The organism is Erwinia persicina (genome assembly GCF_019844095.1).
Classification (GTDB): Bacteria; Pseudomonadota; Gammaproteobacteria; order Enterobacterales; family Enterobacteriaceae; genus Erwinia; species Erwinia persicina.
Map to the genome: position 1 here is coordinate 4,439,550 of NZ_CP082141.1, position 13,746 is coordinate 4,453,295.

Consider the following 13,746-nt stretch of genomic DNA (forward strand, 5'->3'; position numbering starts at 1 on the left):
ACCGTCAGATTGCTGAACGTCTGTAAGACTTTTGATGAATACTGTGTTCAACAAGGAGTAATTCTAAAGATTTAAACTACAGGTAAGTTCGTCGTGCAGTAGATTTAACTTAGCATGGTTAATGCCGGGCGTCTAGCGGTCAGCGAAAAATTCGAACCACCAGCCGCCGGCATGACCCGATTAGCCCAGGTTCGCGTTCAGGAACTCTTTGAGCTGACCTTTAGACAATGCGCCGACTTTGGTCGCGGCCACTTCGCCATTCTTGAATAACAGCAGGGTTGGGATACCACGGATACCGTACTTCGGTGCCGTTGCTGGATTTTCATCGATATTCAGTTTAGCGATGGTGAGCTTGCCTTCGTACTCTACGGCCACTTCGTCAAGAATAGGGGCAATCATTTTGCAGGGACCACACCATTCTGCCCAGAAGTCGACCAGCGTTAAACCTTCTGCTTTCAGGACGTCGGTTTCGAAGCTGTCATCGGTCAGGTGAACAATTTTATCGCTCATGTTTACTCCAGGGGATTATCTTTACCTTGGGTGTTGCATTAAGCACCACTCAGGCTGAGTTTATTTCACTGCTTTTATTTCACCGGATAAGCTTTCGTAAAGCAATAGTAAGCTGATATTCTACCACACTATGAGCAAAACACACTTAACAGAACAGAAGTTTTCCGACTTCGCCCTGCACCCTCAGGTTGTTGAAGCCCTTGAAACTAAAGGGTTTCATAATTGCACGCCTATCCAGGCGCTGGCATTACCGTTTACGCTCTCCGGGCGTGATGTAGCAGGTCAGGCGCAAACCGGTACCGGCAAAACGATGGCGTTTCTGACGTCAACGTTCCATCATCTTCTTTCTCACCCCGCTCCGGAAGGTCGCCAGGTTAACCAGCCACGGGCGCTGATTCTGGCACCGACCCGTGAACTGGCGGTACAGATCCATGCGGATGCTGAACCGCTGGCGCAGGTTACCGGGCTGAAACTCGGTCTGGCCTACGGCGGCGATGGCTACGATAAACAGCTGAAAGTGCTGGAAAGCGGCGTCGATGTGTTGATCGGCACCACGGGGCGTTTAATCGATTACGCAAAACAAAATCACGTGAATTTAGGGGCCATCCAGGTCGTGGTACTCGACGAAGCTGACCGCATGTTTGATCTGGGCTTCATTAAAGATATCCGCTGGTTGTTCCGTCGCATGCCTGCCGCTAATCAGCGCCTGAACATGCTGTTCTCTGCCACGCTCTCGTTCCGCGTTCGTGAACTGGCGTTTGAGAACATGAATAATGCCGAATACGTTGAAGTCGAACCTGAGCAGAAAACCGGTCACCGTATTAAGGAAGAGCTGTTCTACCCTTCCAATGAAGAAAAGATGCGTTTACTGCAAACGCTGCTGGAAGAAGAATGGCCTGACCGTGCGATCATTTTTGCCAATACTAAACACCGCTGTGAAGATGTCTGGGGCCACCTGGCTGCAGATGGGCACCGTGTCGGCTTGCTGACCGGCGATGTCGCGCAGAAAAAACGCCTGCGGATTCTGGATGATTTCACGAAAGGTGATATCGATATCCTGGTGGCAACCGATGTGGCAGCACGCGGCCTGCATATTCCTGCGGTCACGCACGTGTTTAACTATGACCTGCCGGATGACTGCGAAGACTACGTACACCGTATCGGTCGTACCGGTCGTGCGGGCGCTAACGGTCACTCTATCAGCCTTGCCTGTGAAGAGTACGCGCTGAACCTGCCGGGTATTGAAGAGTATATCGGTCACAGTATTGCCGTCAGCCGCTATAACAGCGATGCACTGATGAGCGATCTGCCACCGCCAAAACGTTTAACCCGTAATCGTTCTGGCAATGGTCCGCGCCGTGGTGGCAACAATAACCGCCGCAGCAGTGCTCCGCGTAATCCTAACCGCAAACGTTCAGGTTAAGTCGCCATGCTGAGTGCATCATCACTTTATGCTGCGATCGATTTAGGGTCGAACAGCTTTCATATGTTGGTGGTGCGCGAAGTGGCTGGCAGTATCCAGACCATTGCCCGCATCAAGCGAAAGGTGCGACTTGCTGCGGGCCTCGATGCCAGTAATCATCTTTCCGATGAGGCTATGGAACGAGGCTGGCAGTGTCTGCGGTTGTTTTCTGAACAACTGCAGGATATCCCGCCAGAGCAAATCCGCGTGGTGGCCACCGCCACCCTGCGTATAGCAACCAATTCCGATACTTTCCTGGTGAAAGCAAAGGCGATCCTGGGCTGCCCGGTGAATGTCATCAGCGGCGAGGATGAAGCACGTCTCATTTATCAGGGTGTTGCCCATACGACCGGGGGTTCTGACAAACGACTGGTGGTTGATATCGGCGGTGGCAGCACCGAGCTGGTCACGGGCAAAGGTTCGCAGACCACCACTCTGTTCAGCCTGTCGATGGGCTGTGTGACCTGGCTGGAGCGCTTTTTTGCCGATCGTTATCTGGGCAAAGACAATTTCGAACAGGCGGAACAGGCGGCCAGAGCCATGATCCGTCCGATTGCGGGCGCATTGCGTGAGCAGGGCTGGCAGGTCTGTGTGGGGGCTTCCGGCACCGTGCAGGCGCTACAGGAAATTATGATGGCGCAGGGCATGGATGAGCGCATCACACTCAGTAAACTGGAGCAGTTGAAGCAGCGTGCCATCCAGTGCGGCAAACTGGAAGAGCTGGAAATTGAGGGGCTGACCCTTGAGCGCGCGCTGGTGTTTCCCAGTGGCCTGTCGATTCTGATCGCCATTTTTACCGAGTTGAATATCAGCAGTATGACACTGGCCGGGGGCGCACTGCGCGAAGGTCTGGTGTACGGGATGCTACATCTTCCGGTGGACCGCGATATCCGCAGCCGTACCCTGCATAACGTCCAGCGGCGTTTCGCGATCGATCCTGAACAGGCTAACCGCGTTTCTCAGTTGGCTGACAGCTTTGCCCGTCAGGTCAGCCAGGTGTGGAAGCTGGATGACCGCAGCCGGGAACTGCTGGAAAGTGCCTGTCTGATCCATGAGATCGGTCTGAGCGTTGATTTCCGTCAGGCCCCGCAGCATGCGGCCTATCTGGTGCGCCATCTTGACCTGCCCGGCTTTACGCCGGCGCAGAAAAAGTTACTGGCTACACTGCTGCAAAACCAGGTAAATGGCATTGATCTGGCCCTGTTAAGCCAGCAAAATGCGGTTCCTCCGCGTGTTGCCGAGCGCCTGTGTCGCCTGTTGCGATTAGCGATTATCTTCGCCAGCCGACGCCAGGATAACAGGCTGCCCGCCGTGCGTTTGCTGGCTAGCGAAGATGACCTGACGCTGACGCTGCCCTCAGGCTGGATGGATGCCCATCCCCTGCGTGCCGAACTACTGGGGCAGGAAGTTCACTGGCAGAGCTATGTGCGCTGGTCATTAGTGATCAACTGAACGCTGATGCACAGGTTGGCACTGCTGCGTTAATCATTGATATCACACGCTGATTACCGCTCTGCCAGCGTTGCACTGACGTATTTTTTGCCCTGGCAGATCGTCGCTCGCGCCGGTCTGCCTGGGGAATGTCTACTTCTTCGCTTTTGCCAGCTGCGCACGAAGACTGGCCAGATGACTCTGGCCCTTTTGCATGCGCTCTTCCGGACTGACGACCTTACGCTCGCTTTCCCACTGTAAGTCGTCCTGCGGCAGCTCCAGCAGGAAGCGGCTTGGCTCCGGACGGATCACCTCTCCGTACTGACGGCGTTCACGGCACAGCGTAAACGTCAGCTCTTTCTGCGCACGCGTAATACCGACGTACGCCAGACGGCGCTCTTCTTCTACATTGTTTTCATCGATGCTGCTCTGATGCGGTAACAAACCCTCCTCCATCCCCACCAGAAAGACATAGGGGAACTCCAGACCTTTGGACGCATGCAGCGTCATCAGTTGAACCTGATCGGAATCCTCATCACTTTCTCCCCGCTCCATCATGTCGCGCAGGGTAAAGCGGGTTACCACCTGGGTCAGCGTCATGGCTTCGTCGATATCACTGCCTTCCAGCATTTCCGTCATCCACTGGAACAGGGTATTGACGTTTTTCATCCGCATCTCAGCGGCTTTCGGACTGGCAGAGGTTTCAAACAGCCAGCTCTCGTAGTCGATGCCGCGAATCAAATCACGCACCGCCGCCACCGGCTCACGTTCAGCCAGCCGGGCAATCTCCTGCAGCCAGTGGGTGAAGCGCTGCAGCGACTCCAGTCCACGTCCGGTCAGCGTCTGCTCCAGACCCATATCAAAACTGGCATTAAACAGGCTTTTGTTACGCTGCGTGGCCCAGTCACCCAGCTTCTGCAGGGTGGCGGAGCCGATCTCGCGCCGGGGCGTATTCACAATACGCATAAATGCGCTGTCGTCATCAGCATTCGTCAGCACGCGCAGGTAAGCCAGCAGATCTTTGATCTCCGGACGCGAGAAGAACGAGGTGCCGCCTGAGATACGATACGGGATACGGTTCTGCATCAGCATCTTTTCAAACACCCGTGACTGATGGTTACCGCGGTAGAGGATGGCGTAATCTTTATACGCCGTTTTATTAATAAAATGATGGGCGATCAGTTCCCCGGTCACACGCTCTGCCTCGTGATCTTCATGGTTCGCCGTGACCACTTTCAACTCGGTACCGTAACCCAGCTCGGAGAAAAGTCGTTTTTCAAATACGTGCGGATTATTGGCGATCAGGATATTCGCCGCCTTCAGAATACGGCCGGAGGAGCGATAATTCTGCTCCAGCTTGATCACCTGCAACGCCGGAAAGTCCTCCTTCAGTAGCACCAGGTTCTGTGGGCGAGCCCCACGCCAGGAGTAGATTGACTGGTCATCATCCCCCACTACCGTGAATCGCGCACGGTTACCCACCAGCAACTTCACCAGCTCGTACTGGCTGGTGTTGGTATCCTGATACTCATCCACCAGCAGATAGCGAATACGCTGCTGCCAGCGCTCCCGCACCTCCAGGTTACGCTGGAACAGCAGTGTAGGCAGCAGGATAAGATCGTCAAAATCCAGCACGTTGCACGACTTCAGATGCCGGTCATACAACCCGTAGCAGTGAGCAAACAGCTTATCGCGTTCAGACACGGCCCCGGCCGCGGCACGCGACGGATCCATCAGATCGTTCTTCCAGTTTGAGATCGTTGAAATCAGTTGTTGTAACAACGTTTTATCATTTTCCAGCCACTCTTCCGTCAAATCTTTCAACAGTGCCAGCTGATCCTGATCGTCAAACAGCGAAAACTTCGCTTTCATCCCCAGCGCGGCATATTCACGCTTAATCACCTCGAGCCCCAGGGTATGGAAGGTGGAGATCATCAATCCACGCGCCTCTTTACGCCCCAGCGTCTGCGCCACGCGCTCTTTCATCTCGCGTGACGCTTTATTGGTAAACGTGACCGCCGCAATATGGCGCGCCTGATAGCCACATTCGCGGATCAGGTGGGCGATTTTGTTGGTAATCACTCGCGTTTTACCCGAACCGGCACCTGCCAGAACCAGGCAGGGCCCGGTGACAAATTCGACGGCATGTTGCTGACCAGGATTAAGACGCATATGAGAGATTCCGGGAATAAAACAGGCGTGCAGTATAACTAAAGTTTCCCTTCCTGTGGCGGGGAAAAACTTAACGTCGGCAAATCAACAATGTGCGCCCCTCCATCCACCACCAGTGTGGCTCCCGTGATATAAGACGCTGCGCTGGACAGTAAAAACGTGACGGCACTGGCGATCTCTTCGGGGTCTGCAGGCCGTCCAAGCGGCAGGTCTTTTGTCACCTCCTGCCAGGCTCGCCTGTTCGCCTTATCCCATCCGCGCGTTACCGAGAGCAGGCGCATCTCCTCCTCAGCCATCGGTGTGCGCGTCCAGCCAGGGCAGACAGTATTGACCCTGACGCCAGAAGCTCCATAATCCCGGGCCAGTGATTTAGTCAGGCCGATCAGGGCATGTTTGGTGATGGTATAACCCGCGACCGCTGGCCCGGCGAAAAGCCCGGCCAGTGAAGAGACAATCACCATACTGCCGCCCCGCGAAGTTAACCATGGCAGCACCTCCCGCGCGGTAACAACTGCGCTGTTAAGGTTGCTGTGCAGGCTCTGCTGCCAGGCGATATCGTCCGTTTCCCCAAGACGGGAAAAACCGTGGCCACCGGCATTCGCCACCAGCATATCCACCCCGCCAAAGCGGTCGGCAACCTGTGTGACTGCCTGCGCGGCACACTGACTGTCGGCCATATCGGCCACGACAGGAAAGACATCATTCGCCTCCGCCATTGCCTGTAGCGGACCGGCCCTCCTGCCCGTTATCGCCACACGGGCCCCCTCCGCCGCCATCATTTTTGCCGTTGCCGCACCGATACCGCTGCCGCCACCGGTGATCAGCACCACTTTGTCTTTCAGTCCGGTCTCCATGTGAACGTGTCCTTAAGGTTAAAATGGCACCACGCCAGCGGGATAGCAGTTAAAACTCATTTTGCTAATTATCGCGCCTGCCGGGCGGATCTGAACTTCGCCAGCCGCCGTGATGCCCATAAAAATCCCGGTACACCGGCAGGCCTGATAGTCAAAGAAAAACACGGAACAGACCGGGATGATTTTTTCGCGGAAGGTGAAAAGGTACATATCGGGCTCAAATTTATAGTACGTCGCGTAATCCATGTCGCCATGGCCAAACTGTTCACCGCGCAGATTCTGCCAGGCATAGCGCTGACTGTTGACGTAAAAGTGCTCGTAGTAGTGGTGGGGGCTGTAGATATTCAGCGTACGGTAGCCTATCAGTTCACGCGTCAACTGAGGTTCAAAGCCGGAGGGGGTCTGCGTCGCCACCGCACCCGTATAAAATTGCTGGCTGAGCCGTGAACCTCCCTGCGCCTTCGCGGCAGGCAGGATTGAACAGCGTACCACCAGCGCTCTGGCGGTCGTGGTATTCATCACCAGCGCCAGGCTCTGCAAGGCAGACAGCGGAAAGCTGAAAAAGTAGCGATTTTTGGAAACGCACACTTCGTCGATCTGCGCCTCACCCTCTTCTCCACCCCAGCGCCAGGTAAGCCGGTGATGGACAGCCGCCGCATGAAAATTCAGTTGTAGAATACTGCCATCATTCAGCGCCAGGTCGAGCGTCTTACCCGCCCAGTGGCGCGTGGATGGCAGGCGGTTGATATCAATGCCCCGTGAAAAATCATCATAGTTTTTCCAGCCTGGTTCCGCTAAAGGGCTCAGTACAGATGCGTTCATGTTCACTCTCCTTTTCTCGTCAAGAACGGTTGTGAGTCTATAAAACAGGGAGGGGAAGGAACGTGAAGTGAGAGGGTAAAATTCGCATAAACACATCGGAAAGCATCCAATGACAATCTCGCACCCGGCGCATTGAGCAGGTATAGTAGGCGCCATCCGGGCTCCGGCCTGAACGTCGACAATTTTGGAGAACAACATGGCGAAGATGGCAGCAGCACTGCATATTCTGGTTAAAGAAGAAGCGCTGGCAAACGATCTGTTAGCACAGCTGAAACAGGGTGCTGACTTTGAAAAGCTGGCAAAAAAGCATTCCACCTGCCCGTCAGGCAAGAAGGGCGGTCACTTAGGTGAGTTCAAACAGGGTGCGATGGTACCGGCCTTCGATAAGGTGGTCTTCTCCTGCCCGCTGATCGAGCCGCAGGGCCCGCTGCATACCCAGTTTGGTTACCACATCATTAAAGTGCTGTACCGTAATTAAAAAAAAGCGCCTGAGGGCGCTTTTTTTTGGGCGGAACATTCATCCGCCCCGGCGTGCAGAAGTATTAACCCGCGACAGCAATACGCTTCATGTCAGTCATGTAGCCACGCAGTTTGCGGCCAACGGTTTCGATGTCATGGTGGCGAATAGCTTCGTTAACATCACGCAGCTGCGCGTTATCAACCGTCGTCGTGGTATTAACCGCTTTGCCCAGATCGCCTGCCTGCAGCGTGGTCATGAACTCTTTCAGCAGCGGTACGGCGGCGTAAGAGAACAGGTAGTTACCGTACTCAGCGGTATCCGAGATCACCACGTTCATTTCATACAGACGCTTACGCGCGATGGTATTGGCAATCAGCGGCAGTTCATGCAGTGATTCATAGTAGGCCGACTCTTCAATGATACCGGCAGCAACCATCGTTTCGAATGCCAGCTCAACACCCGCTTTCACCATGGCAATCATCACCACGCCCTGGTCGAAGTAATCCTGCTCGGCGATTTTACCTTCATACTGTGCCGCGGTTTCAAACGCCGTTTTACCGGTCTCTTCACGCCAGCCCAGCAGTTTTTTGTCGTCGTTTGCCCAGTCAGCCATCATACCGGAGGAGAATTCGCCGGAGATGATGTCATCCATATGCTTCTGGAACAGCGGAGCCATAATGGTTTTCAGCTGCTCAGACAGGGCGAAAGCACGCAGTTTAGCCGGGTTAGACAGACGATCCATCATCAGAGTGATGCCACCCTGCTTCAGCGCTTCGGTGATGGTTTCCCAGCCGAACTGAATCAGTTTTTCTGCATAAGGCGCGTCGGTGCCTTCAGCAACCAGCTTGTCGAAACACAGCAGGGAACCGGCCTGTAACATACCACACAGGATCGTCTGCTCACCCATCAGGTCAGATTTCACTTCAGCCACGAAGGAAGACTCCAGCACGCCCGCACGGTGACCGCCGGTTGCCGCAGCCCAGGCTTTCGCGATCGCCATGCCTTCGCCTTTCGGGTCGTTTTCAGGGTGAACGGCGATCAGCGTCGGTACGCCGAAACCACGTTTGTACTCTTCACGAACTTCCGTCCCCGGGCACTTCGGTGCAACCATTACCACGGTGATGTCTTTACGTACCTGCTCACCCACTTCAACAATGTTGAAGCCGTGTGAGTAACCCAGCGCAGCGCCATCTTTCATCAGCGGCTGAACGGCCTGAACCACCGAGGTGTGCTGCTTGTCTGGCGTCAGGTTAACCACCAGGTCTGCCTGCGGGATCAGTTCTTCATACGTCCCGACTTTGAAGCCGTTTTCGGTCGCTTTACGCCATGAGGCACGTTTCTCAGCAATCGCTTCGGCACGAAGAGCGTAAGCAATGTCCAGACCGGAATCGCGCATATTCAGCCCCTGGTTCAGGCCCTGCGCACCACAGCCAACGATGACGACTTTTTTACCTTTCAGGTAGCTGGCTTCATCCGCGAATTCATCACGAGCCATAAAGCGACATTTACCTAATTGCGCCAGCTGGTTGCGCAGGTTCAAAGTGTTGAAATAGTTAGCCATGGGGTACTCCGTATGAGGTTGTGTTCGCATTATTGTTTATTGTCTGGGGGATAATTTCCTGCCCCTGAATAGACCTTATCATATGACAGGAAATGCGTTGCTGAAATTGATATATTAACAACGTGATATTGCACTTTTTGCAACGTAATGATGAGGCCTGACTCTGATGGATCTGCGTGACCTGAAACTGTTTCTCCATCTGGCTGACAGCCGCCACTTCGGACGTAGCGCTCGCGCAATGCACGTCAGTCCCTCAACGCTTTCCAGACAGATCCAACGGCTGGAAGAAGACCTGGGCCAGACGTTGTTTCTGCGCGATAACCGCACCGTCACGCTGACCGATGCAGGGGAACGCCTGCGGCAGTTTGCTCAGCAGACGCTGTTGCAGTATCAGCAAATGCGCCACGCCATGGGCCAGAATGGCCCGTCGCTCAGCGGCGAACTCCAGCTGTTTTGTTCAGTGACCGCCGCCTATAGCCATCTTCCGCCCATCCTTGATCGCTTCCGCGCCGAGCACCCGCTGGTCGAAATCAAATTAACCACCGGCGATGCTGCCGATGCGGTAGAAAAAGTACAAACTAACGAAGTGGATATTGCCATTGCCGGACGGCCGGAAACGTTGCCCGCCAGCATCGGCTTTATGCCGCTCGGGCTGATCCCGCTGGTACTGATTGCCCCGGCGTTGCCCTGCCCGGTGCGTACGCAGGCGACGCAGGCACAGCCTGACTGGGCGCAGATCCCGTTTATTTTGCCCGCACAGGGGCCGTCAAGGCGGCGTATTGACCTTTGGTTCCGTCACCGTCATATCGCTAATCCACAGATCTACGCGACGGTGGCAGGCCATGAGGCGATTGTTTCGATGGTGGCACTGGGCTGCGGCATCGCACTGCTGCCGGATGTGGTGCTCGAGAACAGCCCGGAACCGATTCGTAACCGTATCCTGGAGCTGGAAGATGTCGAGATGGTCGCGCCCTTCGAGCTGGGCGTTTGCGTACAAAAAAAGCGGCTCAGTGAGCCGCTTATTGATGCGTTCTGGAAGCTACTTTAACCCGCCAGGAAGAAACGGAAAGCCGGGTTACTGGTTTCATCATGAAAATCATAGCCCAGCGCCGTCAGATGCTCTTCAAACCGGGGTTCACTGTCACTCAGCTCAAATGCCGCCAGTACGCGACCGTAGTCGGTACCGTGACTGCGATAGTGGAACAGGGAAATATTCCAGTGCGTACCCAACGTCTGCAGGAAACGCAGCAGCGCACCGGGGGCTTCAGGAAATTCAAAGCTGAACAGCCGCTCACGCAGAGGTTTGGATGGACGCCCCCCGACCATATAGCGTACGTGCAGTTTCGCCATCTCATCGTCAGACAGATCCACTACCTTGTAACCGCCGTCGGACAGTAGCGCCAGAATTTCCTCGCGTTCAGGCAGTCCACGCGTCAGCCGTACGCCGACAAAGATGCAGGCTTCATCGGCATTGGCATAACGGTAGTTGAACTCCGTGACAGAACGGCCACCCAGCAGCTGACAGAATCGCAGGAAACTGCCCTGCTGCTCGGGAATAGTCACCGCCAGCAGCGCTTCACGCTGCTCACCCAGTTCACAACGCTCAGAGACATAGCGCAGCCCGTGGAAGTTGACGTTTGCGCCGGACAGTACGTGGGCCAGCCGTTCCCCCTCAATCTGATGCTGCTGGATGTACTTCTTCATCCCCGCCAGCGCCAGCGCACCGGAAGGCTCCGCCACCGCTCGCACATCATCAAAGAGATCTTTCATCGCGGCACAGATGGCATCGCTGTCGACGGTAACAATGTCGTCAACATACGCCTGGCAGAGACGAAAGGTTTCACTGCCGATCCGCTTCACCGCCACGCCTTCGGCAAAAAGCCCGACGCGCGGCAGATCGACCGGATGCCCGGCGTCGAGCGCAGCTTTAAGGCAGGCAGAATCTACGGCTTCTACCGCAATCACTTTGATTTGCGGCATCAGCTGTTTGATCAGCACCGCCACGCCGGCTGCCAGCCCGCCGCCGCCCACCGGCACAAAGACGCGGTCCAGATGGGCATCCTGCTGCAGCAGTTCCATGGCCAGCGTGCCCTGCCCGGCAATCACCATCGGGTGGTCAAACGGCGGCACGAAGGTATAGCCCTGCTGCTCAGAAAGCTCGATGGCTTTGGCTTTGGCCTCGTCAAAGTTAGCTCCAAAGAGATAAACCTCACCGCCAAACGCCCGCACCGCATCCACCTTGATATCTGCCGTTGCTACTGGCATCACAATCAGGGACTTAATGCCCAGCTTAGTGGATGACAGCGCCACGCCCTGGGCATGGTTACCGGCCGACGCCGTAATCACCCCACAGGCTTTCTGCTCTGCGCTAAGCCCGGCGATCATCGCGTAGGCCCCGCGCAGCTTAAAGCTGTGGACCGGCTGGCGGTCCTCACGTTTCACCAGAATGGTGTTACCGAGGCGCGCAGAGATTTTTTCCATCTTCTGCAACGGCGTGACCTGTGCAGCTTCGTACACCGGCGCACGCAGGACGGCGCGCAGGTACTCCGCGCCGCTGGGCTGGTCGGATAGCGGTTGAGATTCAGCCATGTTGGTTAGCCTCCCAGCTTACTCTTATCACGGACGGCGCCTTTGTCAGCGCTGGTTGCCAGGGTGGCATAAGCGCGCAGCGCGAAGGAAACCTGACGCTCACGACCGTGTGGCGTGTAGGCCTGATCGCCACGTGCATCTTCTTCCAGACGACGGGCAGCCAGTTCATTCTCTGGCACGTCCAGCTGGATGCCACGCTGTGGAATATCAATATTGATGATATCGCCGTCTTTCACCAGCGCGATGGTGCCGCCGCTGGCCGCTTCCGGGGAAGCATGACCGATTGACAGCCCGGAGGTGCCGCCAGAGAAACGCCCATCGGTGATCAGCGCACAGGCTTTACCCAGTCCCATCGATTTCAGATAGGTGGTCGGATAGAGCATTTCCTGCATGCCCGGCCCCCCTTTAGGCCCTTCGTAACGGATCACGACCACGTCCCCTGCCACCACTTTACCGCCAAGGATTGCCGCGACGGCATCGTCCTGGCTTTCGTAGACTTTTGCCGGACCGCTGAACACCAGGCTGCCTTCATCAACACCTGCGGTTTTAACGATACAGCCGTTTTCAGCAATGTTGCCGTACAGAACGGCCAGACCGCCGTCCTGACTGAAGGCGAACTCGCGGGAACGAATACAGCCTTCCTGACGATCGTCATCCAGAGTGTCCCAACGGGTGTCCTGCGAGAAAGCCTGGGTCGTACGGATACCCGCCGGGCCGGCGCGGAACATTTTTTTCACAGCTTCATCTTTGGTCAGCATGATGTCGTACTGATCCAGGGTTTCACGCAGGCTCAGGCCGAGAATGTTACGCACGCTGTTGTCGAGCAGCCCGGCACGATCCAACTCACCGAGGATGCCGAGGACGCCACCAGCGCGGTGCACGTCTTCCATGTGGTACTTCTGGGTGCTTGGCGCCACTTTGCACAGGTGTGGTACCAGGCGTGACAAGCGATCGATGTCAGAGATATCAAAATCGATTTCCCCTTCCTGAGCGGCGGCCAGCAGGTGCAGAACAGTGTTAGTGGACCCGCCCATGGCGATATCCAGCGTAATGGCGTTTTCAAACGCGGCTTTGCTGGCAATGCTGCGCGGCAGCGCGGTTTCATCATCCTGCTCGTAGTAACGCTTAGTCAGAGCGACAATACGACGCCCCGCATTCAGGAACAGCTCTTTACGATCGGCGTGGGTCGCCAGCAGTGAACCGTTACCCGGCTGAGACAGACCCAGCGCTTCGGTCAGACAGTTCATTGAGTTAGCGGTGAACATCCCGGAACAGGAGCCGCACGTCGGGCAGGCAGAACGTTCAATCTGGTCACTTTCTGCATCGCTGACGTTCGGGTTTGCGCCCTGAATCATCGCATCGACGAGATCGAGTTTAATGATTTTGTCAGACAGCTTGGTTTTACCGGCTTCCATCGGGCCGCCGGAAACGAAGATCACCGGAATATTCAGGCGCAGAGACGCCATCAGCATTCCCGGGGTGATTTTGTCGCAGTTAGAGATACACACCATGGCATCCGCACAGTGTGCGTTGACCATGTACTCCACGGAGTCAGCGATCAGCTCACGCGACGGCAGAGAGTAGAGCATCCCGCCGTGGCCCATGGCGATCCCATCGTCCACGGCAATGGTGTTGAACTCTTTCGCCACGCCGCCTGAGGCTTCAATCTCCTCGGCAACCAGTTTACCCAGGTCGCGCAGGTGAACGTGGCCCGGCACGAACTGCGTAAAGGAGTTAACGACGGCAATGATCGGCTTACCGAAGTCATCATCGGTCATTCCTGTGGCGCGCCAAAGGGCACGGGCACCGGCCATATTGCGGCCGTGGGTGGTAGTGGCGGAACGATACTTAGGCATGCTCTTTACTCCAGAAATCAGATAGTGCG

The 13,746-nt window shown here is 55.8% G+C and carries 11 protein-coding genes; 4 read left to right on the plus strand and 7 right to left on the minus strand.

Annotation, left to right across the window (positions count from 1 at the left end):
- Window positions 1–180 precede the first annotated feature (180 nt).
- Window positions 181–510 (minus strand): thioredoxin TrxA, encoded by a 330-nt coding sequence (gene trxA / locus K6L24_RS20505; protein ID WP_062749089.1) that lies wholly within the window; start codon window positions 508–510, stop codon window positions 181–183.
- Between the two features lie 130 nt (window positions 511–640).
- On the opposite strand from trxA, the gene rhlB reads away from it, so the two are divergent.
- Window positions 641–1,933, plus strand: coding sequence for an ATP-dependent RNA helicase RhlB (rhlB, locus tag K6L24_RS20510; protein WP_062749091.1), 1,293 nt, complete (start codon window positions 641–643; stop codon window positions 1,931–1,933).
- 6 nt (window positions 1,934–1,939) lie between these two features.
- Window positions 1,940–3,424 (plus strand): guanosine-5'-triphosphate,3'-diphosphate diphosphatase, encoded by a 1,485-nt coding sequence (gene gppA / locus K6L24_RS20515; protein WP_062749093.1) that lies wholly within the window; start codon window positions 1,940–1,942, stop codon window positions 3,422–3,424.
- 132 nt (window positions 3,425–3,556) lie between these two features.
- Here the strand turns inward: gppA and rep are convergent, their stop codons facing one another.
- Genes rep through K6L24_RS20530 form a run of 3 tightly spaced genes read right to left on the minus strand, consistent with a single transcriptional unit; the run spans window position 3,557 to window position 7,251 of the window.
- Window positions 3,557–5,575 (minus strand): DNA helicase Rep, encoded by a 2,019-nt coding sequence (rep, locus tag K6L24_RS20520; protein ID WP_062749095.1) that lies wholly within the window; start codon window positions 5,573–5,575, stop codon window positions 3,557–3,559.
- 38 nt (window positions 5,576–5,613) lie between these two features.
- Complete coding sequence (locus K6L24_RS20525; RefSeq protein ID WP_062749097.1) at window positions 5,614–6,429, minus strand: SDR family NAD(P)-dependent oxidoreductase; 816 nt, start codon at window positions 6,427–6,429, stop codon at window positions 5,614–5,616.
- Window positions 6,430–6,447: 18 nt separating this feature from the next.
- Window positions 6,448–7,251, minus strand: coding sequence for a MoaF C-terminal domain-containing protein (locus tag K6L24_RS20530; protein WP_245006702.1), 804 nt, complete (start codon window positions 7,249–7,251; stop codon window positions 6,448–6,450).
- A gap of 196 nt (window positions 7,252–7,447) precedes the next feature.
- Between K6L24_RS20530 and ppiC the strand changes: the two genes are divergently transcribed.
- On the plus strand, window positions 7,448–7,729 hold the full coding sequence (gene ppiC / locus K6L24_RS20535; protein WP_062749101.1) for a peptidylprolyl isomerase PpiC: 282 nt from the start codon (window positions 7,448–7,450) through the stop codon (window positions 7,727–7,729).
- A gap of 64 nt (window positions 7,730–7,793) precedes the next feature.
- Here ppiC and ilvC read toward each other — a convergent pair whose 3' ends face one another.
- Complete coding sequence (gene ilvC / locus K6L24_RS20540) at window positions 7,794–9,272, minus strand: ketol-acid reductoisomerase (RefSeq protein WP_062749103.1); 1,479 nt, start codon at window positions 9,270–9,272, stop codon at window positions 7,794–7,796.
- 166 nt (window positions 9,273–9,438) lie between these two features.
- On the opposite strand from ilvC, the gene ilvY reads away from it, so the two are divergent.
- On the plus strand, window positions 9,439–10,320 hold the full coding sequence (gene ilvY / locus K6L24_RS20545) for an HTH-type transcriptional activator IlvY (RefSeq protein ID WP_062749105.1): 882 nt from the start codon (window positions 9,439–9,441) through the stop codon (window positions 10,318–10,320).
- Here the strand turns inward: ilvY and ilvA are convergent.
- Window positions 10,317–11,861 carry a threonine ammonia-lyase, biosynthetic gene (gene ilvA / locus K6L24_RS20550; protein ID WP_062749107.1) on the minus strand — a complete coding sequence of 515 codons (1,545 nt, stop codon included), beginning with the start codon at window positions 11,859–11,861 and terminating at the stop codon, window positions 10,317–10,319. The genes ilvY and ilvA overlap by 4 nt on opposite strands.
- Before the next feature lie 5 nt (window positions 11,862–11,866).
- A complete protein-coding gene (ilvD, locus tag K6L24_RS20555) occupies window positions 11,867–13,717 on the minus strand; it encodes a dihydroxy-acid dehydratase (protein ID WP_062749109.1) in 1,851 nt (616 codons plus the stop codon).
- Between the last annotated feature and the right edge of the window lie 29 nt (window positions 13,718–13,746).